Origin of the sequence: Kitasatospora aureofaciens (genome assembly GCF_001188955.3) — a bacterium.
GTDB lineage: Bacteria > Actinomycetota > Actinomycetes > Streptomycetales > Streptomycetaceae > Kitasatospora > Kitasatospora aureofaciens.
This window is the reverse complement of sequence record NZ_JPRF03000016.1, coordinates 137,120-156,231: the sequence shown is the minus strand read 5'-3', so window position 1 is coordinate 156,231 and position 19,112 is coordinate 137,120. Positions and strand designations below refer to the sequence as shown.

19 protein-coding genes and 1 pseudogene are annotated in these 19,112 nt (G+C 73.7%); 12 read left to right on the top strand and 8 right to left on the bottom strand.

Going from position 1 to position 19,112, the window contains the following annotated elements; genetic code table 11:
• Positions 1–49 precede the first annotated feature (49 nt).
• Positions 50–2,317, bottom strand: a complete 2,268-nt coding sequence (locus HS99_RS09625; protein WP_030288129.1) for a transglycosylase domain-containing protein — start codon at positions 2,315–2,317, stop codon at positions 50–52.
• Positions 2,318–2,821: 504 nt separating this feature from the next.
• Between HS99_RS09625 and HS99_RS09620 the strand changes: the two genes are divergently transcribed.
• Positions 2,822–3,145, top strand: coding sequence for a WhiB family transcriptional regulator (locus HS99_RS09620; RefSeq protein WP_030240986.1), 324 nt, complete (start codon positions 2,822–2,824; stop codon positions 3,143–3,145).
• A gap of 44 nt (positions 3,146–3,189) precedes the next feature.
• Here the strand turns inward: HS99_RS09620 and bagB are convergent, their stop codons facing one another.
• On the bottom strand, positions 3,190–4,365 hold the full coding sequence (gene bagB / locus HS99_RS09615; protein WP_197698055.1) for an ATPase BagB: 1,176 nt from the start codon (positions 4,363–4,365) through the stop codon (positions 3,190–3,192).
• Positions 4,366–4,382: 17 nt separating this feature from the next.
• Positions 4,383–5,471: an ATPase BagA gene (gene bagA / locus HS99_RS09610; protein WP_046386725.1), complete on the bottom strand. Its 1,089-nt coding sequence runs from the start codon at positions 5,469–5,471 to the stop codon at positions 4,383–4,385.
• Positions 5,472–5,712: 241 nt separating this feature from the next.
• Between bagA and sp36 the strand changes: the two genes are divergently transcribed.
• From sp36 to HS99_RS09595, 5 genes are all read left to right on the top strand, one after another.
• Positions 5,713–5,871, top strand: coding sequence for a Sp36 family protein (gene sp36, locus HS99_RS42385; RefSeq protein WP_094743074.1), 159 nt, complete (start codon positions 5,713–5,715; stop codon positions 5,869–5,871).
• Positions 5,868–6,335 (top strand): RidA family protein, encoded by a 468-nt coding sequence (locus HS99_RS09605; protein ID WP_030288123.1) that lies wholly within the window; start codon positions 5,868–5,870, stop codon positions 6,333–6,335. Before sp36 ends, HS99_RS09605 begins: the two co-directional genes overlap by 4 nt.
• 63 nt (positions 6,336–6,398) lie before the next feature.
• Positions 6,399–7,265: an NUDIX hydrolase gene (locus HS99_RS09600; protein WP_030557831.1), complete on the top strand. Its 867-nt coding sequence runs from the start codon at positions 6,399–6,401 to the stop codon at positions 7,263–7,265.
• A gap of 80 nt (positions 7,266–7,345) precedes the next feature.
• Positions 7,346–7,519: a hypothetical protein gene (locus tag HS99_RS44730; RefSeq protein WP_157846654.1), complete on the top strand. Its 174-nt coding sequence runs from the start codon at positions 7,346–7,348 to the stop codon at positions 7,517–7,519.
• A 34-nt stretch (positions 7,520–7,553) separates the two neighbouring features.
• Positions 7,554–8,387 carry an MBL fold metallo-hydrolase gene (locus tag HS99_RS09595; RefSeq protein ID WP_030288119.1) on the top strand — a complete coding sequence of 278 codons (834 nt, stop codon included), beginning with the start codon at positions 7,554–7,556 and terminating at the stop codon, positions 8,385–8,387.
• 121 nt (positions 8,388–8,508) lie between these two features.
• On the opposite strand, the gene HS99_RS09590 is transcribed toward HS99_RS09595, so the two are convergent.
• Positions 8,509–9,183 (bottom strand): Crp/Fnr family transcriptional regulator, encoded by a 675-nt coding sequence (locus HS99_RS09590; protein WP_030288117.1) that lies wholly within the window; start codon positions 9,181–9,183, stop codon positions 8,509–8,511.
• A gap of 152 nt (positions 9,184–9,335) precedes the next feature.
• On the bottom strand, positions 9,336–10,373 hold the full coding sequence (locus tag HS99_RS09585) for a DUF5937 family protein (protein WP_030288115.1): 1,038 nt from the start codon (positions 10,371–10,373) through the stop codon (positions 9,336–9,338).
• Between the two features lie 113 nt (positions 10,374–10,486).
• Between HS99_RS09585 and HS99_RS09580 the strand changes: the two genes are divergently transcribed.
• Complete coding sequence (locus HS99_RS09580) at positions 10,487–11,305, top strand: isocitrate lyase/PEP mutase family protein (RefSeq protein WP_030288113.1); 819 nt, start codon at positions 10,487–10,489, stop codon at positions 11,303–11,305.
• 41 nt (positions 11,306–11,346) lie between these two features.
• Here HS99_RS09580 and HS99_RS09575 read toward each other — a convergent pair whose 3' ends face one another.
• Together HS99_RS09575 and HS99_RS09570 are read right to left on the bottom strand one after the other, a co-directional pair.
• Entirely contained in the window at positions 11,347–11,973 is a 627-nt protein-coding gene (locus tag HS99_RS09575) for an RraA family protein (RefSeq protein ID WP_030288111.1), read from the bottom strand.
• 106 nt (positions 11,974–12,079) lie between these two features.
• Positions 12,080–12,868, bottom strand: coding sequence for an alpha/beta fold hydrolase (locus HS99_RS09570; protein ID WP_030288109.1), 789 nt, complete (start codon positions 12,866–12,868; stop codon positions 12,080–12,082).
• A 140-nt stretch (positions 12,869–13,008) separates the two neighbouring features.
• Between HS99_RS09570 and HS99_RS09565 the strand changes: the two genes are divergently transcribed.
• Positions 13,009–14,697, top strand: coding sequence for an FUSC family protein (locus tag HS99_RS09565; RefSeq protein WP_030598964.1), 1,689 nt, complete (start codon positions 13,009–13,011; stop codon positions 14,695–14,697).
• Between the two features lie 39 nt (positions 14,698–14,736).
• On the top strand, positions 14,737–15,237 hold the full coding sequence (locus tag HS99_RS09560) for a MarR family winged helix-turn-helix transcriptional regulator (RefSeq protein WP_030288107.1): 501 nt from the start codon (positions 14,737–14,739) through the stop codon (positions 15,235–15,237).
• 117 nt (positions 15,238–15,354) lie between these two features.
• Here the strand turns inward: HS99_RS09560 and HS99_RS40885 are convergent.
• Positions 15,355–15,946, bottom strand: a pseudogene (locus HS99_RS40885) (response regulator transcription factor); the annotation flags it as partial.
• Between the two features lie 111 nt (positions 15,947–16,057).
• Here HS99_RS40885 and nth point away from each other — a divergent pair.
• Genes nth through HS99_RS09545 form a run of 3 tightly spaced genes read left to right on the top strand, consistent with a single transcriptional unit; the run spans position 16,058 to position 19,000 of the window.
• Positions 16,058–17,038: an endonuclease III gene (gene nth / locus HS99_RS09555; protein WP_078938689.1), complete on the top strand. Its 981-nt coding sequence runs from the start codon at positions 16,058–16,060 to the stop codon at positions 17,036–17,038.
• Positions 17,035–17,769 (top strand): NUDIX hydrolase, encoded by a 735-nt coding sequence (locus tag HS99_RS09550; RefSeq protein WP_046385980.1) that lies wholly within the window; start codon positions 17,035–17,037, stop codon positions 17,767–17,769. The genes nth and HS99_RS09550 overlap by 4 nt, the downstream gene beginning before the upstream one ends.
• A gap of 46 nt (positions 17,770–17,815) precedes the next feature.
• On the top strand, positions 17,816–19,000 hold the full coding sequence (locus HS99_RS09545; protein ID WP_030288103.1) for a MarP family serine protease: 1,185 nt from the start codon (positions 17,816–17,818) through the stop codon (positions 18,998–19,000).
• Positions 19,001–19,112: the final 112 nt, after the last annotated feature.

The window sequence follows — 19,112 nt, the reverse complement described above, 5'->3', positions numbered from 1 at the left end:
AGGGCGCCCCTTCGGCGTTCGTACGGGCGGGAGAGCCGGAGAGCCCCGGTCAGCCGTTGCCGCCGCCGTGCTTGCCGCCGTTGCCGTTCCCGTTGCCGTTCCCGCCGCCGATCATGCCCGGCGGGAGGGTGAACCCTCCTCCTATCACCCCACCGGGGCCGTTCCCGTTCCCCGGACCGGCCGGCGGCGGGTTCTGGGCACCCGGCTGCTGCTGCGGCGGCTGGGCGTTCGGGTCGGCTGCCGGGGGAGCGGCCGGCGGGGGCGTGGTCGCCTGGGGGTCCGGGATGTTGGTGGTCTGGATGGGCTCCAGGGGCGTGCCCTTGAGCGCCTGGTTCATCGCCATCTGCCAGATCGGACCGGGGCCGTCGGCGCCGAACACCTCGTCGAAGTGCTTGCCGCCGATGTTGATGTTCTTCATCTTGACGCCGCCGGCCGGGCCGCCGAGCCAGACCGCGGTGGCCAGCGACGGGGTGTAGCCGTCGAACCAGGCGGCCTTCTTCTCGTCGGTGGTACCGGTCTTACCGGCGATCTTGCGGCCGTCGTCGAGACCGAGGGCGGCCGCGGTGCCCTTCTCGGTCACGTTGAGCAGGACGGTGTTGAGCGAGTCCGCGGTCTGCTCGGAGAAGACCTGGTTGCACTGGGACTGCGGGACCTTGAGTTCCTTGCCGTCGACCGTGGTGATCTTGTTGATCGCGATCGGGGTGCAGTACTTGCCGCGCGCGGCGAAGGTCGCGTAGACGTTCGCCATGGTCAGCGGGGAGAGCTCCAGGGTGCCGAGGACCATCGAGGGCACTTCCTGGAAGGCGTCGCCCTTGGCGGACTGGGTGATGCCCAGCTTGTTCGCCATCTGCTTCATCGCGCAGAGGCCGACCTGCTGCTCCATCTCGACGAAGTAGGTGTTGACCGAGAGCGCCATGGCCTGCTTGAGCTCGTACGGCCCGACCTCGCCGGCCGACTCGTTCTTCACCGTGGCCTTGGGCTTGTCGGTGTTCTTCCAGGTGCCGTTGCAGGTCGACACCTGGGGGTAGTCGATCTTGTTCTCGGACGGGAACGACTGGGTGTTCGACATGCCCGCCTCCAGCGCCGCCGCGGCGAGGATCGGCTTGAAGGTCGAACCGGTCTGGAAGCCGTTGCCGCCGCCCATCGAGGCGTCGACGTTGAGGTTGACGACGGTCTGGTTCTTGTTCTGGTCCAGGCCGTACGGGCGGGTCTGGGCCATCGCCAGGATCTTGCCGGTGCCGGGCTCCATCATGGTCGCCGCGGCCGACACCTGGTCGGTCACGTTGACCTTCTTGGTGACGGCGTTCTGGGCGGCGGCCTGCTTGTCCGGGTCCAGCGTGGTGTAGATGTTCAGGCCACCGGTGTCCCACAGCTTCTTGCGGTCGTCGGCGGTCTTGCCGAAGGCCGGGTCCTGCTTGACCACGTGGCGGACGTAGTCGCAGAAGAAGCCCATGCCGGCCTGGGCGGTGATGCAGCCGTTCTGCGGGTCCTTGTACTTCAGACCCAGCGGGGCGGCCTTCGCCTCCTTCGCCTGGTCGGCGGTGATGTGCTTGTTCTCGAGCATCTTGTCGATGACCGTGTTGCGCCGCTTGATGGTGTTGTCCGGGTAGCGCACCGGGTCGTACTGTGACGGGTTCTGGACCAGGCCGGCGAGGGTGGCGGCCTCGGCGATGGTCAGGTCCTTGTTGCTCTTGCTGAAGTAGCGCTGGGACGCGGCCTCGACCCCGTAGGCCTGGTGGCCGTAGAAGGTGATGTTGAGGTAGTTGGTGAGGATCTGATCCTTGGTCAGGTCCTCCTCCAGCTTGATGGCGACCTTGAGCTCCTGGATCTTGCGGCCCAGGGTCTTGCGCTGCGCCTCCAGGACGGCGGCCTGGTCGTCACCGGCCTTCTCCACGTTGACGTTCTTCACGTACTGCTGGGTCAGCGTGGAGGCGCCCTGGGCGGCCGTGCCACTCTCCGCGTTCTTGCCGACCGCGCGCAGGACGCCCTTGAGGTCGACGGCGCCGTGCTCGTAGAAGCGGGCGTCCTCGATGTCGACCTGGGCGTGGCGCATGTACGGCGACATCTGGTCGGCGCTGAGGACCGTGCGGTCGCGCTCGTAGACCTTCGCGATCAGGCCGCCCTTGGCGTCGAAGATCTGGGTGGCCTGGGTGAGCGGCGGGGTCTTGAAGTCGTCGGGGATGTTCTGGAAGCTCTCCGCCGTGTCCTTGGCGGTCAGCCCCATGGCGCCGACGGCCGGCAGGGCGAGGCCTGCCAGCAGGACTCCGGAGAGCACGCTGACGCCCAGGAACTTCACGCCGTTGCCGACGTGGTCCATCGGTGATCCGCTGCTCCTGCGGCGCGGAGCTCCGGGGTTGCCTGGGGGCTGGGGTGCCAGTGGGCGCTTCGGTGCCATGGGGAGAACCCTACGTCCCCAATTCCCGCACATGGGGGCAGGTGTTCGCCTAGGCTTGTCACAAGCTTGCGACAGCTTCGGTGCGTCAACATCATTCACTCTTGTGAGTGCGGAGACTTGCCCGGATTGCCCGGTATCGCACGGGTTTTGGGGCGGCTGGGACCTGCCGCGCTCGAGTGAACGACTGCGCTCCGTGACGGCGTTTGCGGCGAGAGTGGGGGCCTGCGGGTTGGCAAGGCTCGCGACCTGCGATCACTCCAACGAGTGAGATGACCGATACCCATAGTCCGATCGGGTCATTCGAGATTGAGCCCGAAGGGGCTGTTGCAAGCTGTCCATCTTCCGTAACGTCCTCAACTGGCAACGGTGAATATGCCGTTGCCGCCGTGGGGGAGCCTCGAATCATCGGGAGAGGACGGCGCCGGCATGGGCTGGGTTGACGACTGGAGTGCGCAGGCCGCCTGCCGCACGAGTGATCCGGACGAACTGTTCGTCCAGGGGGCGGCACAGAACCGGGCGAAGGCGGTGTGCAGCGGCTGCCCCGTCCGTACGGAGTGCCTCGCGGACGCGCTGGACAACCGGGTGGAGTTCGGGGTGTGGGGCGGGATGACGGAGCGCGAGCGCCGGGCGCTGCTGCGCCGCCGCCCGACGGTCATCTCGTGGCGCAGGCTGCTGGAGACGGCCCGCACCGAGTACGAGGAGTCCCTCGCGACCGGCGTGATACTGACGGACTACGCCCAGGCGGGCTGAGCCCGGCGGCGGTGCGCCGTCGGCACGGCCCCCCGGGGGGGTGCTCATGCCGCGCCGCTGAGCCGCTCCCCGATGGCCCGCAGCCCGTCCAGGTCGTGCACATCGCCCGGCAGCGCGGCCACCTCCACGATCGGCACGTCCGGGTACACCGAGACGAAGCGGTCCCGGGTGCGCCGCTCGCGCCCCATGATCTGCATCCGCTCGGCGTGCAGCCGCAGCAGCCCGGCAGCGAGCAGCTCCGCCTCGGGCGAGGAGTGCTCCGAGCCGTTGTCGTCCAGGGCCTCGGCGGCCGCCAGCGCCCGCTCCGCGGTGAGCTGCGGCGCGCCCGTGCTGTGCACCCGGTTGAGTACCAGCCCGGCCAGTGGCATCCGGTCCGCGGCGAGCCGGTCCACGAAGTAGGCCGCCTCGCGCAGCGCGTCCCGCTCGGGCGCCGCCACCACCAGGAACGCCGTGCCCGGCGCCTTGAGCAGCTGGTAGGTGCGGTCGGCGCGCTCGCGGAAGCCGCCGAACATCGAGTCCGTCGCGCTCACGAAGGTCTGCACGTCGGTGAGCAGCTGGGCGCCGAAGATCTTGCCCAGGGTGCCGGTGAGCAGGCCCATCCCGGCGTTGAGGAACCGCATCGCGCTGCGACCGCCGACCTTGGCCGGCGCGGTCAGGATCCGGATCACCCGGCCGTCCAGGAAGGACCCGAGCCGGTTGGGCGCGTCCAGGAAGTCCAGCGCCGAGCGGGACGGCGGGGTGTCCACGACGATCAGGTCCCACTCCTCGGCGGCGCGCAGCTGTCCGAGCTTCTCCATCGCCATGTACTCCTGCGTGCCCGCGAAGCCGGCCGACAGGGACTGGTAGAACGGGTTCTCCATGATCGCCCTGGCCCGTTCGGGCTCGGCGTGGGCCAGCACGACCTCGTCGAAGGTCCGCTTCATGTCGAGCATCATGGCCTGCAGCTCGCCGTTGCCGGTGACGCCCTTGACCACCCGGGGGGTGTTGTCGAGTTCGGTCAGGCCCATCGACTGGGCCAGCCGCCGGGCCGGGTCGATGGTCAGCACCACGACCTTGCGGCCGCGCTCGGCGGCCCGCAGGCCGATCGCCGCGGCGGTGGTGGTCTTGCCGACGCCGCCGGAGCCGCAGCAGACGATGATCCTGGTTCCCGGGTCGTCGATCAGCCCGTCCACCGCGAGCCGGCTGCCGGTCGAGGCCATGCCGCTGTTCGCCGAGGCCATGCCGCTGTTCGTCGAGGTCATGCCGCCCCCTGCCGCTTCAGTTCGCCCGCCAGCCGGTACAGCCCGCCGAGGTCCACGCCCTCGCCCAGCAGCGGCAGTTCGTACGTCGGGAGCCGCAGCTGCTGCAGGTCGGCGCGCTGTTCGCGCTCCAGCTCGACCCGCTCGGCGTGCTCCCTGGCCTGTTCCAGCAGCGGGTCGAGCAGCGGCTCCACCGCCGCCCGGACCGTCTCCGTCCGGCGTGAGCGGCCCCCCAGCCCGGCCTCGCCGAGGGCCAGCGCCACCTCCTCGCGGTGGTCCCCGTCCACCGCGGCGACCGCGGCCGCGTCCAGCACCGGCGGCCGGACCATGTTGACCATCACCCCGCCCACCGGGAGCTTCGCCTCGCGCAGCTCCGCGATGCCGTCGACCGTCTCCTGCACCGGCATCTCCTCCAGCAGGGTGACCAGGTGCACGGCCGTCTCCGGCGACCTCAGCACCCGCATCACGGCCTGCGCCTGGGTGTGTATCGGGCCGATCCGGGCCAGCCCGGCGACCTCGGAGTTGACGTTCAGGAACCGGGTGATCCGCCCGGTCGGCGGGGCGTCCATCACCACCGCGTCGTACCGGCGCCGCCCGTCCGGGCCCTTGCGGCGGGCCGCCTCGCAGGCCTTGCCGGTGAGCAGCACGTCCCGCACGCCGGGGGCGATGGTGGTGGCGAAGTCGACGAAGCCGACCTTCTGCAGGGCCTTGCCGGCCCGGCCGAGCTTGTAGAACATCTCCAGGTACTCGAGCAGCGCCTGCTCGGTGTCGATCGCCAGCGCGAGCACCTCACCGGCGCGCGCCCCGCCCGCGGGCACCTCCCCGGCCGGCAGCCCCAGCTGGGAGGGGGAGACCGAGGCGATCCGGCGCTCCTCGTACGGGAGCGCGGCGATCCCGAACAGCTCGGCGATGCCCTGCCGCCCCTCGACCTCGATCAGCAGCACCCGTCCGCCGTCGGCGGCCAGGGCCAGGGCCAGCGCGGCGGCCAGCGTGGTCTTCCCGGTGCCGCCCTTGCCGCTGACCACGTGCAGCCGGACCCCCTCCCAGTCGGGGTCGCGCCGGGCCGCCTGGCCGGGGGTGCGTGCCACGCTGCGTCTCCGTCCGTCTCCGTCCCTACGGGCTCCCCTCCCGCGGGGCGCCCCTGCCGGGGCCCGCACGGGTGGGGCCTTCCTCCATGAGGGTGCCCTCTCGCGAGGGTAACCAGGGAGCGCTGCCGATGCCCGGAGCACCCGGGGTGCCAGGACTGAATCATGCCCCCTTTGTGCCCCACCTCACACGCCGGTCGGCGGGCGGCGGCGATCGCCGGGACGGCTCGTCTAGAGTCTGGCCATGACCAAGTGGGAATACATGACGGCGCCCCTGCTCGTGCACGCCACCAAGCAGATCCTGGACAACTTCGGCGAGGACGGCTGGGAGCTCGTCCAGGTCGTGCCGGGCCCGAACCCCGAGCAGCTGGTGGCCTACTTCAAGCGGGAGAAGAACGCATGAGCCAGGTCGAGTCGAAGCTCGCCGAGCTGGGTCTGACCCTGCCGCCGGTGGCCGCCCCGGTCGCCGCGTACGTGCCGGCCGTGCAGTCCGGCGAGTTCGTGTTCACCTCCGGCCAGCTGCCGGTCGTCGGCGGCAAGCTGCCGACGACCGGCAAGGTCGGCGCCGAGGTGTCCCCGGAGGAGGCCAAGGAGCTCGCGCAGACCTGCGCGCTGAACGCCCTGGCCGCCGTGAAGTCCGTGATCGGTGACCTGGACCGGATCGAGCGGGTCGTGAAGGTCGTCGGGTTCGTCGCCTCCGCCCCCGACTTCCACGGCCAGCCCGCCGTGATCAACGGCGTCAGCGAGCTGCTCGGCCAGGTGCTGGGCGACGCCGGTGTGCACGCCCGCAGCGCCGTCGGCGTCGCGGTGCTGCCGCTGGACGCCCCGGTCGAGGTCGAGCTCCAGGTGCGCGTCAAGAACGCCTGAGTGTGATCGCGGAGGCGGGGTCGGGCCTGTCCAACCCCGCCTCCGTGCGCTTAGCATCCGGGCATGGACCATCGAGCAACGACGCTCCCGATGCCGCCCGGCTGGCCCGCCCGCATCCGGGCGGTCGACTCCGGCCTGCTCACCCCCGCGGTGCCCAGGCCCGCCGCGACGGTCGTGCTGCTGCGCGACGGCGCCGACGGGCCGGAGGCCTACCTGCTGCGCCGTCGCACCTCGATGGCCTTCGCGGCCGGGATGTACGCCTACCCGGGCGGCGGGGTGGACCCGCGCGACGCCGAGGTCGAGCCGGGCTGGGCCGGGCCGTCGCCCGAGGAGTGGGCGCGCCGCCTCGGGGTGGACGCCCGGACGGCGCGGGCGGTGGTGTGCGCGGCCGTGCGCGAGACCTTCGAGGAGGCCGGCGTGCTGCTGGCCGGCCCGGACGCGCACAGCGTCGCCGCGCCGCGTGACTGGACCGCGGAGCGGGCCGCGCTGGAGGCGCACGAGCTGTCCCTCGCCGAGTTCCTGCGGGACCACGGCCTGGTGCTGCGCAGCGACCTGCTGGGCGGCTGGGCCCGCTGGATCACCCCGGAGTTCGAGGAGCGGCGCTACGACACCTGGTTCTTCGTCGCCGCCCTGCCGGCCGGTCAGCGCGCGGCACTGGAGGTCGGCGAGGCCGACCGGGTCGCCTGGCTGACGCCGGTCGAGGCGGTCCGGGGCTACCACGAGGGCCGGTTCGGCATGCTGCCGCCGACCGTGACGGTGCTGCGCGAGCTGTCGCCGGTGCGGACCGCCGCCGAGGCGCTGGCCGCGGCCGCCGGACGGACGCTGGAGCCGGTACTGGGCCGCGCCGAGGTGCGCGGTGACCGGATGACGGTCCGCTGGCCCGGGTACGACGAACTGACCATCGACGGGGAGTTCCCCGAGAGCTCCTGAGCCGGGTGCCGCCGAGCCCGGTACCGATGACCACCGCTGAAGAGATGCCGATCAGACGAACCAGAAAGGACCGACGACCGATGGACCACAACGACGTGGCTCGCCGGACCACCCCCGAGCTGCCCGCCCGCCGACTGCCCTCCCGTTCCCCGGCCTGCACCAGCCAGGTCCCGTTCGTCGAGGTCGCCCAGCGCGCGCTCGTCCGGGCCCTGCCGCTGCGGGCCCTGCATCGCGACGGCGAGGGCGGCCGGTGAACGAGCGGAGCGAGCGAACCGTCGAGGAGTGCGCATGAGCGGGCTCCTGCCGGGTGACCCCGCCGCCGTGGTCGGCGGCGAGGCCACCCCCCGGGCGTTGTGCGTACTGGCGCCGAACCCGTCGCCGATGACGCTGGACGGCACCAACACCTGGCTGCTCTCCGAGCCGGGCTCGGACCTCGCGGTGGTGATCGACCCGGGCCCGCTGCACGAGGGCCACCTGCGCCGGGTGCTCGACCTCGCCGAGGAGCGCGGCAAGCGGATCGCACTCACCCTGCTGACCCACGGCCACGCCGACCACTCCGAGGGCGCGGCCCGCTTCGCCGAGCTCACCGGCACCGAGGTGCGGGCCCTGGACCCGGCGCACCGGCTGGGCGCGGAGGGCCTGGTCGGCGGGCAGCGGCTGGACGTCGGCGGCCTCGACCTGCGGGTCGTCGCCACCCCGGGGCACACCTCGGACTCGCTGACCTTCCACCTGCCGGACGACGGCGCGGTCCTCACCGGGGACACCGTGCTCGGCCGCGGCACCACGATGGTCGCCCACCCCGACGGCCGGCTCGGGGACTACCTGGACTCGCTGCGCCACCTGCACACCATGGCCTCCGCGCACGGCGTCCGCACCGTGCTGCCCGGCCACGGGCCGGTGCTCGCGGACGCGCTCGGCGCCGTGGACTACTACCTGGCGCACCGGGCCACCCGGCTCGCCCAGGTCGAGACCGCGGTCGAGGCGGGCTGCCGGACGGCCGCCGACGTGGTCGCCCGGGTCTACGCCGACGTCGACCGGGCGCTCTGGCCGGCCGCCGAGCTGTCGGTGCGCGCCCAGCTGGAGTACCTGGAGGAGCACGGGCTGATCCCGGACCAGGACTGATCCCGGGCCCGGACCGTTCCTGCCCGAGGCCTGGTGGGGACCGGGCCGGGGAACGACGAAGGGCCCGTCCGGATCGGACGGGCCCTTCGCGGTGCTCGGAGCGCTCGGAGTGCTCGGCGCGTCAGCGCGAGCGGCGGGACAGCCGCTCGACGTCGAGCAGGACCACCGCGCGCGCCTCCAGCTTCAGCCAGCCGCGGCCGGCGAAGTCGGCGAGCGCCTTGTTGACGGTCTCGCGGGAGGCGCCGACCAGCTGGGCCAGCTCCTCCTGGGTGAGGTCGTGGGCGACGTGGATGCCCTCCTCGGACTGGACGCCGAAGCGGCGGGAGAGGTCCAGCAGGGCCTTGGCGACGCGGCCGGGCACGTCCGAGAAGACCAGGTCGGACATCACGTCGTTGGTCCGGCGCAGTCGGCGGGCGATGGCCCGCAGCAGCGCGATGGAGACCTCGGGGCGGGCGTGCAGCCAGGGCTGCAGGTCGCCGTGGCCGAGGCCGAGCAGCTTGACCTCGGTCAGCGCGCTGGCGGTGGCGGTGCGCGGGCCCGGGTCGAACAGCGACAGCTCGCCGATCATCTCGCTGGGGCCGAGCACGGCCAGCATGTTCTCGCGGCCGTCCGGGGAGGCGCGGTGCAGCTTCACCTTGCCCTCGGCGACGACGTACAGCCGGTCGCCCGGGTCGCCCTCGTGGAACAGCGACTCACCACGGGCGAGGGTGACCTCGGTCATGGAAGCGCGCAGCTCGCCGGCCTGTTCGTCGTCGAGTGCCGCGAAGAGTGCGGCGCGCCGCAGAACGTCGTCCACGTGCTTCCTCCTTCTCGGCCGTCCGGCGGGTGGGCCGTCCGGCGCAAGTTCCGTTCAGTGTTCTGCATCACCAAGCATGGCGCATGTCGCTCCGATCATATGAGGAGGGGGTGTGTCCGGGTGTGCGGTGCGGGGCCATTCGCACCGGCGGGTCATCGGGCGGGGCGCCCCGCGGGCGTCGCCCGGTCGAGCGACTGTCCGTCGGTGTCGAACAGGGAGTCGCCCACTCCCGTACGGGCCGAGAGGACGGTGTGGCCGGCCCGGTGGGCGCTGGTCAGGCCCGCCGCGCGCAGTGCGGTGAGGTGCTGGGAGACGGCGGCCGGGGACAGTCCGGTCCGGCGGGCCAGTTCGGTGGTCGAGGCGGGGGAGTCCAGCTCGGCCAGCAACTGGGCCCGGGACCGGCCGAGGACGGCGGCCAGTGCGTCGGTGCGCGCCGCCGAGCCGGGCCGCTCCTCCCACAGCGCGGCCGTACCGCGCGCCGGGTAGACCAGCTGCGGCGGGTCCGGCGGCAGCACCCGGGTGAGCACCCGCGGCCAGGCGAAGGCCGAGGGCACGAGCAGCAGGCCGGCCCCGGCGGTCAGCCGGGTGACGGCGCAGTGCCGCCGCTCCAGCCGCAGCGCGGTGCCGTCCCAGCGGACCGTTTCGTGCAGGTCGTCCAGCATCCGCGCGGGGCCGTGCTCGGCCGCCTGCCGGGAGCGGTGGAAGACGTCCGCCGCCAGCAGCGCCCGGATCCGCGCCCAGTACGGGGCGAGCGCCAGCTCCCAGTACGCCTCGATCTCGGCCGCCAGCCGGGGCAGCTGGCCGGACGGGTCCCGGTGCAGCGCCGTCAGTGCGGCGGGCAGCCGGCCGCCGGCCTCGGCGGCCAGGACGTCGAGATCGGCCCGGACCTGCTCGGCGCCGGTCGCGGTGATCACGGCCAGCTCCTCGGCGAGCGTGGTCGAGCAACCCGCCGGGGCGGGGTTGAGGAAGTCGGGCAGGTGGCCGTCGGGCGGGACCATCGCGGCCAGCCGGCCCCGGTCCAGCCCGGCGGCGGCCAGCCGGGCGCGCACCTGCCCGGCCCAGCGGCGGTGCAGCGCCGGGACGGGGGAGCAGGCGAGCGCCCGCAGGCTGGTCACCACCTCCTGCATCGGGCTGACGGCGAACCGGGTCAGCGCCAAGTCCTGGGTGGAGAACTGGAGTTCCGTCCGCATCCGCGGTCCCCCTTCGGAAGATTCGGCCCCAGCTTAATCACTGGTGGCGGCCTACGGCCGGGGCGCAGGATGCCTGCGTCCCCACCGATCCGTACGAAAGCCGGTGACCCGATATGTCCACCACCCCCGAGACCCGCGAGCGGGCGCTGCGGCTGCGCGAGCTCGTCGCGGAGGGCGTGCTCGTCCTGCCCAACGCCTGGGACGCGGGCAGCGCCGCGGTGATCGCCTCGGCCGGCGCCCGGGCGATCGCCACCACCAGCGGCGGCGTCTCCTGGTCGCTGGGCCACGGCGACGGCCAGCGGATGGACCGGGCGGCGGCGGTCGAGGCGGCCCGCCGGGTCGTCGCCGCGGTGGACCTGCCGGTCACCGTCGACGCCGAGGGAGGGTACGGGCCGCTGGCCGCCGACGTGGCCGCGACCGTCACCGCACTGGTCGGCGTCGGCGCGGCCGGGGTCAACCTGGAGGACTCGACGGCCGTCGGCGGGCCGCTGTTCCCGGTGGCCGAGCAGGCCGGGCGGCTGCGCGCGGCCCGTACCGCGGCAGCGGCGGCCGGACTGCCCGAACTGCTGGTCAACGCCCGGACCGACGTGTTCCTGTTCGGACTGGGCGGGCTCGACGACGTGCTGGTCCGGGCCGAGGCCTACGCCGAGGCGGGCGCCGACGGCCTGTTCGTCCCCGGGCTGCTGGACCTCGACGTCCTCACCGAGCTGTGCCGGCGCTCCCCGCTGCCGGTGAACGCGATGGCCGGGGCGGGCGGGCCGGGTGTCGCCGAACTCGCCGCCACCGGGGTGCGGCGGGTCAGCGTCGGCACCGGGCTCGCCCAGGCCGCGTACACCACGGCCCACCGGGCCGCCGTCGAACTGCTCGGCGCCGGGACGCTGACGGAGCTCGACGGGGCGCTCGGCTTCGGGGAGCTGAACGGACTGTACTGACGCGCTGCGCCGGCGCGTCGTACCGGCGGTTCCGGGAGGCGTCAACCGGTGAAGCCCAGCTCGGCCAGGCTCTGCTCGATCCGGGCGTGGTGGGCGGCCTGCCAGTCGTCCAGGGTCTCGGCGGACTCCTTGGCCAGCTTCACCCGGGCCGCTTCCAGGGCCGTCACCCGCTCAGTGGCGGGCACCACCACGACACCCTCCTCGTCGGCCACCACGATGTCGCCGGCCGCCACCAGCACGCCGCCGCAGCGCACCGGGGCGCCGTGGGTGCCCAGCTGCTTCTTCGCCCCCGGGATCGGGATGACGCCCCGGGCGACCACCGGGAAGCCCAACTCCCGCACCTCGCCGAGGTCCCGGATCAGGCCGTCGGCCACGAAGGCGGCGACGCCCCGGCGCTGCGCCACGGCGCAGACGTTGCCGCCGGCCAGCGCGTGGTCCAGGTCGCCGGACTCCACCACGATCACCGAGCCGGGCTCGGCCCGGTAGATCGCCGCGTGCAGCATCAGGTTGTCGCCGGGCGGGCACTGCACGGTGAAGGCCGGTCCGGCCACCCGGGGCATGCCCGACCAGAGCGGGCGCAGGCCGATGTCCATGACCTGGGCGCGGCCCAGGACATCGGCCAGGGTGGTGGTGGGAATGTCCGCGAAGTCCTTGAAGTCCCCGTCCATGCTTCCTCTTTCCTCGATTCCATCGGTGATTTCCCTGATGGTCGGACCGTGGGAAGACTAGGACGCGGCGGTGGACGGGGGTTCAGCGGCTCGGGACGGGCGTCCGTCAGGCGTAGAACTTCAGCAGCTCCGGGACCAGCGCCTCGGCCGCCACCTCGTGGGTCTGGTCGGCCAGCGTCCGGTACTCGGCGCCCGGCACCGCCCCGGCCACCGCGCGGGCGGGGGCCCGCAGCAGCTCCGGGCTGGCGCCGCCGTCCAGGACCAGGGTGGGCACGGCGACGGTGGCCAGCAGCTCGACCGGCACGGTCGCACCGGTCCGTGCGCCGAGCGCCGCCGCGTCGTACGCCAGGGTCGGCGCGACCGCCTCGAACACCGGCCAGACCGGGGCGGAACGCATGCCCTCCAGCATCTCCCCGGGCAGCCCCACGAAGGTCAGGAAGGCCGCGACAGCGTCCCCGCGCCGTCCCTCGGCGAGCGCCGCCTCCAGCTCGGTGACGTACCCGACGAAGCGTTCGGCCTGCCCCTCCTCGGTGCTGAACGGCGGCTCGTAGACGGCCAGTCGGGCCATCCCGACGCCCGCGGCGGCGGCCCGCAGCGCGAGCGCGGCGCCGGAGGAGATGGCGAAGACGGCCGCCGAGCCGCCGGCCGCCGCGATGACGGCGGCCAGGTCCTCGATCTCGCGCTCCACGGCGAACGGCGCGGTGTCCCCGCTGCCGCCGCGGCCGCGGCGGTCGTAGGCCCACACGGTGTGGTGGGCGGAGAGCTGCTCGGCGACCGCGACGCCCGGGTCGAAGGCGCGGTGGCCGATCGCCCCGTCGACCAGCACGACGGCCGGGCCGGAGCCGGTGACGGTGCAGGCGATGGTGGTGCCGTCGGCGGAGATCACGGTGCTCATGGGGTGTTCCTTCTGTCGGGCGAGTCGGTCATGGGGGTAGACCGGGGCTCGTCGCAGAACTCATCGCTCCGGGGAGAAATATTTTTCCCGACCTGTCATGGCAGATGATTCACAGGTAAATTACCTGCTAATCTTTTTCCATGGCCACAGCCCTCCAGTTCCGACAGGCACTCCGGGTCGGCCCGCCCGGGGACATCTGGCACAAACCCGCGCTCAGCGCCGTGGCGACCCTCGGCGTCCTCAACCTCACCCTGCTCGCCCTCGGCCGGCTCGACCTCGCGCTCTACACCTCGGCCGGCGGCCTCGGCGCGCTGTACGGCCACGGCCTGCCCTACCGCGCCCGGGCCCGGACCCTGGCCGGCGTGCTGCTCGGCACCGTGCTCAGCACCGCCGCCGCCCTCACCGCCGCCGCACTGACCCGGGACGCCGTGGTGCTGGTCGCGGTGGCGGCCGGGCTCGCCGCGCTGCACAAGCTGGGCTGCGACGCCGCCCGGATCGGCCCGCCCGGCAGCCTGATCATCACCTTCACCAGCGCCAGCTGCGCCTTCGTCCCCCAGCGCCCCGCCGACCTCCCGCCGCACCTGGCGCTCACCGCACTCGGCGCCGCACTCGCCTGGCTGGTCGGGATGGCCCCCGCGCTGCTGCGCCCGTACGGGCCCGAGCGGATCGCCACGGCCCGCGCGCTGGAGGCCGCCGCCCGGCTGGCCCGCAGCGCGCCCGGCACCCCCGACGCGGCCGCCCGCACCGCCCTGGTCGGCGCGGTCGACGCGGCCCGGCAGAGCCTCGCCCTCTCCTCCCCGGCCCGGTGGCGCGCGCTCGGCGACGCGCCCGAGCGGCTGCTCGTCCACGCGGAGTCGGCCCTGGCCGCGCCCGCCGGTCCGGCCGCCGAATCGGTGACCGAATCGACGACCGAATCGACGACCGAATCGACGACCGAATCGGCCGCCGAATCCGCTGCCGCTGCCGCCGAGCGGTACACGGCCTGGGCCCGTGACCTGCGCCGGGGCCGCCCGCTGCCGCTGCTCGACCTCACCGAGGCCGAGGCCGCCGAACTGCGCGCCCACCGCCCCGGCCCCCGCCCCTCGCTGCGCCAGGCCCTGCGCCCCGGCTCCGCGCTGCTGCCGATCGGCCTGAGGGTCGCGGTCGGTTGTGCCGCCGCCGGGTGGCTCTCGCTGGCGTTCGGCGTCGGCCGTCCGTACTGGGCGGTGGTCACCGCGGCCTCGGTGTTCCAGGCCAACAGCACGCTCTCCTGGCATCGCGCGCTGCAGCGGGTGCTGGGCAACCTGATCGGCCTGGCGGTGTTCACCGCCGTACTGCCCCTCGCCCACTCGGGACAGCCGGCCATGATCGGGCTGGGGCTGCTGTGCCAGTTCGGCGCCGAGGCGACGATCGCCCGCAGCTACTGGCTGGCCACCGTCTTCGTCACCCCGATGGCCCTGCTGATGACCGAGTTCGCGGGCCTCCAGCCCGCCCGGACCCTGGTCGCCGACCGGTGGCTGGACACCTGCGTGGGCGCGCTCACCGGCCTCGCCGCCTGTCTTCTGGTCACCAACCGCCGCGCCGCCACCCGGCTGTCCCGCGCCCTGACCGGAGCCGAGACCGCCACCCGCGAGGCCCGGGTGGCCGCAGCCGACGCGGCCGTCGGTTCCGAGGCCGCGGCGGTCCGCAGTGGACTGGCCACCGCCCTGCTGGAGCTGCGCGAGGCCGCCGACGCCGCCACCGGCGAGTGGCGCCGTCCAGCCCTCCCGCACCAGCGCACCGCCGACACCGAACAGCACGCCCACCACCTCCTGGCGGCCCTTCTGGAGCGGCGCGGCGCCAGACCCTAGGATCGACGGACGGTCGGTCGCGGAACGGGAGCAGCGCACGTGGAGGACGTCGTCGCAGGTGTGCTGCGCCAGTGGGAGCGCGCCTATCCGGGCCTGGACACCGGCCCGATCGCCGTCCTCGGCCGGATCAACCGCTGCGCCGCGCTCCTCCAGCAGACCCCCGACCCGCTCACCCGGGCCGGCCTCACCCGCGCCGAGTTCGACATCCTCGGCGCCCTGCGCCGGGTTGACGCCGAGCTGACGCCCACCCAGCTGGCCCGGGAGAGCTTCGCCTCCGGTGCCGCCGTCACCAAGCGCCTGCGGCTGCTGGAGGAGCGCGGACTGGTCAGCCGCCGCACCGACGAACGGGACCGCCGGGTCGCCCACCTCTCGCTCACCGACGCCGGGCGGGAGCTGGTCGACGGCCTGGTCCAGGAGCTCGTCGCCTACGACCGCGTCCTGCTCTCCGGGCTCACCCCCGACGAGCAGGACCGCCTCGCCGAGGCCCTGGCGGGCCTGCTCAACACCCTTGAGGGCACCATCGGCCGCTCGCTGCGGTGAACACCCGCCGACCGGATCCGATGGCCCGCGGCACCCGGGGCATCGCCCTCCTGCCGGCGGTCGGCTCCTTCGCCGCCTCGGTGCCGGCCACAGGCCGGACCACCGCCGGTTGATCCCGCCCGGCTCCCCGGCGATCCGGACCGCGTCCAACCCGGCTGCGCCCGCCGGGCTCGGCCACCGCGGCCGCCAGGTGGTTGCGCGCGGTGCCGGTGGAGAGGACCAACCGGGCGGCGATCTGGGTGACGGTCGCGCCCTGCGCCGCCGGCCGCAGAACCTCGGCCTCACGGGGCGTCAGCGGGTTCTCCCGCACCCCGGCGCGGCCACGGCGAGTTCCGGGTCGACGACCCGCTCCCCGGCGGCCCCCCGTCGGGTCGCGGCCGCCAACTCCTCGGCCGGCACGTCCTTCCCGAGGAGGCCGGGCACCCCGGCCGCCAGCGCCCGGCGCAGTTCGGCGGGCCGCGGCTGTCCGGCGAGGAGTGCGGCACGCCGGGAGCCGCTCGCGCAGCTCGGCCGCCGCGCGAAGCCCGTCCGGTCCGGGCAGATCGATGTCGATCACCGCGACGTCCGGCCCGGTCCGCAGCGCGGCCGGCACCACTTCGTCCCCGCGCTCGACGTCGGCGACGACCACCAGGTCGGCCTCGTACCCGAGCAGGGCGACCAGCCCCTGTCGCACGATGGTCACGTCCTCGGCCGACAGGACCCTGATCATCCGCTCTCCCACCAGCCGGACCGCCCCCACTACACAACAGCCGCCCCGGCAGGCCCTTTTTACGTCCTTGATCGGTCCCGAGCGGTCCGCCGCTCGGCGTAGCCTTCGTGCATGGCAGAGAGCAAGGCCCGGAAGACCGCGACCGAGCCGGCCGCGAAGCAGGCCGTGACGTCGGCCGCGAAGCCGGACGTGAAGCCGGACGTGAAGCAGGCTGCGAAACCGGACGTGAAGGCGACTGCGAAGCCGACTGCGAAGGCGGCCGCGAAGCCGCCCGTGAAGCCGAGGAAACCGGAGTCGCACCTGGCGATGGTGCGGCGGGCCCGGCGGATCAATCGCGAGCTGGCGGAGCTGTACCCGTACGCCCACCCGGAGCTGGACTTCGAGAACCCGTTCCAGCTGCTGGTGGCCACCGTGCTGTCGGCGCAGACCACCGACCTGCGGGTGAACCAGACCACCCCGGCGCTGTTCGCGAAGTACCCGACGCCCGAGGACATGGCGGCGGCGAACCCGGAGGAGCTGGAGGAGGTCATCCGCCCCACCGGCTTCTTCCGGAACAAGGCGAAGGCGCTGATCGGCCTCTCCACCGCGCTGCGCGACGAGTTCGGCGGCGAGGTCCCCGGCCGGCTGGCCGACCTGGTGACCCTGCCCGGCGTCGGCCGCAAGACCGCCAACGTGGTGCTCGGCAACGCCTTCGGTGTTCCCGGCATCACCGTGGACACCCACTTCGGGCGGCTGGCCCGCCGGTTCGGCTGGACCACCGAGGAGGATCCGGTGAAGGTCGAGCTGGCCGTCGCCGAGATCTTCCCGAAGTCGGAGTGGACGATGCTCTCGCACCGCGTGGTCTTCCACGGCCGCCGGATCTGCCACTCCCAGAAGCCCGCCTGCGGGGCCTGCCCGATCGCCCCGCTCTGCCCCGCGTACGGGGAGGGCGAGCTGGACCCGGAGAAGGCCCGCAAGCTGCTCAAGTACGAGATGGGCGGTCAGCCCGGCCAGCGGTTGAAGCCGCCGTCGGACTTCCCCGGCGAGGCCGCCGCCCGCGCCGACGCGGCCGCCCACCAAGGCCGGGTCGCCGACCTGGGGGTGGACACGTGATCAAGGGAGCCATCGAGCGGAGCGGCCTGCCGGGCTGGCTGGAGCCGGTCCGGGACGCGGCCGAGCGGGTGCTGCCGGAGCAGCTGAGCCGTTTCCTGCCGCCGCGCGAGGGCGGCCGGGCGGCGGCCGTGCTGATGCTGTTCGGCGAGGGCCCGGACGGGCCGGACCTGCTGCTGATCGAGCGGGCCCGCTCGCTGCGCTCGCACGCCGGCCAGCCGTCCTTCCCGGGCGGCGCGCTGGATCCGGAGGACGGCGACCCGGACGGTCCCGGCCCGATCGCGGCGGCGCTGCGCGAGGCCTGGGAGGAGACCGGCCTGGACCCGGCCGGGGTGCAGGTCTTCGCCGCGCTGCCCCGGCTGTACATCCCGGTGAGCAGCTTCGTGGTGACCCCGGTGCTGGGCTGGTGGCGCGAGGAGTCGCCGGTCCACCCCGTGGACCAGGGCGAGACCGGCGCGGTGTTCCGGGTGACGATCGCCGACCTCGCCGACCCGGCGAACCGGGTCCGGCTGCGGCACCCGTCCGGGCACGTCGGTCCGGCCTTCGCGGTCGCCGGGCGGCTGGTCTGGGGGTTCACCGCCGGGGTGATCGACCGGGTGCTGCACCACAGCGGGCTGGAGCTGCCCTGGGACCCGTCCCGGATCGTCGACCTCTCGGACGACGCGCTCGCGCTCGTCCAGGGTGACCTCGAGCACTCCCGTGCCCTGCCGGGCGGCGACGCCGGCAGCTCGTGACGCACCGTCGGCGCGACACGGTCGCGAAGCGTGGGAGGGTGTCGGGGTGAACGTCCTGGATGTGCTGCTGATCCTCGCCGCTGTCGGATTCGCCGTTTCGGGCTACCGGCAGGGCTTCGTGGTGGGCGTCCTCTCACTCGTCGGCTTCCTCGGCGGCGGCCTGCTGGCCGTCCAGCTGCTGCCGCTGCTGCTCGACCACCTCAGCCCCGGCACCACCGCCTCGGTGGTGGCCGTCGTGGTGGTGATCGTCTGCGCCGCGATCGGCCAGGCGGTCACCGCCCACTTCGGCTGGAAGCTGCGCGGCCACATCGACCGCCGCCCGGCCCGGCTGCTGGACGCCTCCGGCGGTGCGGTGGTCAACGTGATCTCGATGCTGCTGGTGGCCTGGCTGATCGGCTCCGCGCTGGCCGGGACGTCCCTGCCGACGGTCTCCAAGCAGGTCCGGACCTCGGCGATCCTCGGCGGCGTCCAGGACGCGCTGCCCGGCGACGCGCCGAACTGGTTCTCCGACTTCTCCAAGGTGCTCGCCCGCAACGGCTTCCCCCAGGTCTTCAACCCCTTCGAGCACGAGCCGATCACCCAGGTCGACACCCCCGACCCGGCGCTGGCCAACAGCCCGGCGGTGGCCAAGGCCCGGCAGAGCCTGGTCAAGGTGGTCGGCACCGCGACCTCCTGCGGCAAGACCCTGGAGGGCAGCGGCTTCGTCTTCGCCCCGCACCGGGTGATGACCAACGCCCACGTGGTGGGCGGCGTCGACGAGCCGACCGTGCAGATCGGCGGCGTCGGCCAGCTCTACGACGCCACGGTGGTCCGCTACGACTGGCAGCGCGACATCGCCGTCCTGGACGTGCCCAAGCTGAACGCGCCCCCGCTGACCTTCGCGGGCGAGGCGCGGACCAACGACAGCGCGATCGTCGCGGGCTTCCCGGAGAACGGGGCCTTCAACGTCCAGCCCGCCCGCATCCGCGGCCGTATCCAGGCCAACGGCCCGGACATCTACCACCGCGGCCAGGTGGTGCGCGACGTCTACTCGGTCCGCTCGCTGGTCCGCCAGGGCAACAGCGGCGGCCCGCTGCTCACCCCGGACGGCCAGGTGTACGGCGTGGTCTTCGCCAAGTCCCTGGACAGCGCCGACACCGGGTACGTGCTGACCTCGGCCGAGGTGCGCGAGGACGCGACGGCGGGCGGGAGTGCGAGCGCCAGGGTGGACACCCAGGGTTGCGCGCTCTGACCTCTCGTCGACTCGCGGCGGCGGCCGGTGCGGGATCCGTCGTACCGTCAGTCCGCCCTGGTAGCCTCGGCCGCGCTCACCCGTTCGGCTCAACCGGGTTGCCGTCCCGGAG

Coding starts and splice junctions, on each gene's coding strand:
- HS99_RS09625 (WP_030288129.1), bottom strand. CDS start 2,317: ATGGACCACGTCGGCAACGGCGTGAAGTTCCTGGGCGTCAGCGTGCTC.
- HS99_RS09620 (WP_030240986.1), top strand. CDS start 2,822: ATGGGCTGGGTTGACGACTGGAGTGCGCAGGCCGCCTGCCGCACGAGT.
- bagB (WP_197698055.1), bottom strand. CDS start 4,365: ATGGCCTCGGCGAACAGCGGCATGGCCTCGACCGGCAGCCGGCTCGCG.
- sp36 (WP_094743074.1), top strand. CDS start 5,713: ATGACCAAGTGGGAATACATGACGGCGCCCCTGCTCGTGCACGCCACC.
- HS99_RS09605 (WP_030288123.1), top strand. CDS start 5,868: ATGAGCCAGGTCGAGTCGAAGCTCGCCGAGCTGGGTCTGACCCTGCCG.
- HS99_RS09600 (WP_030557831.1), top strand. CDS start 6,399: ATGGACCATCGAGCAACGACGCTCCCGATGCCGCCCGGCTGGCCCGCC.
- HS99_RS44730 (WP_157846654.1), top strand. CDS start 7,346: ATGGACCACAACGACGTGGCTCGCCGGACCACCCCCGAGCTGCCCGCC.
- HS99_RS09595 (WP_030288119.1), top strand. CDS start 7,554: ATGAGCGGGCTCCTGCCGGGTGACCCCGCCGCCGTGGTCGGCGGCGAG.
- HS99_RS09585 (WP_030288115.1), bottom strand. CDS start 10,373: ATGCGGACGGAACTCCAGTTCTCCACCCAGGACTTGGCGCTGACCCGG.
- HS99_RS09580 (WP_030288113.1), top strand. CDS start 10,487: ATGTCCACCACCCCCGAGACCCGCGAGCGGGCGCTGCGGCTGCGCGAG.
- HS99_RS09575 (WP_030288111.1), bottom strand. CDS start 11,973: ATGGACGGGGACTTCAAGGACTTCGCGGACATTCCCACCACCACCCTG.
- HS99_RS09570 (WP_030288109.1), bottom strand. CDS start 12,868: ATGAGCACCGTGATCTCCGCCGACGGCACCACCATCGCCTGCACCGTC.
- HS99_RS09565 (WP_030598964.1), top strand. CDS start 13,009: ATGGCCACAGCCCTCCAGTTCCGACAGGCACTCCGGGTCGGCCCGCCC.
- nth (WP_078938689.1), top strand. CDS start 16,058: ATGGCAGAGAGCAAGGCCCGGAAGACCGCGACCGAGCCGGCCGCGAAG.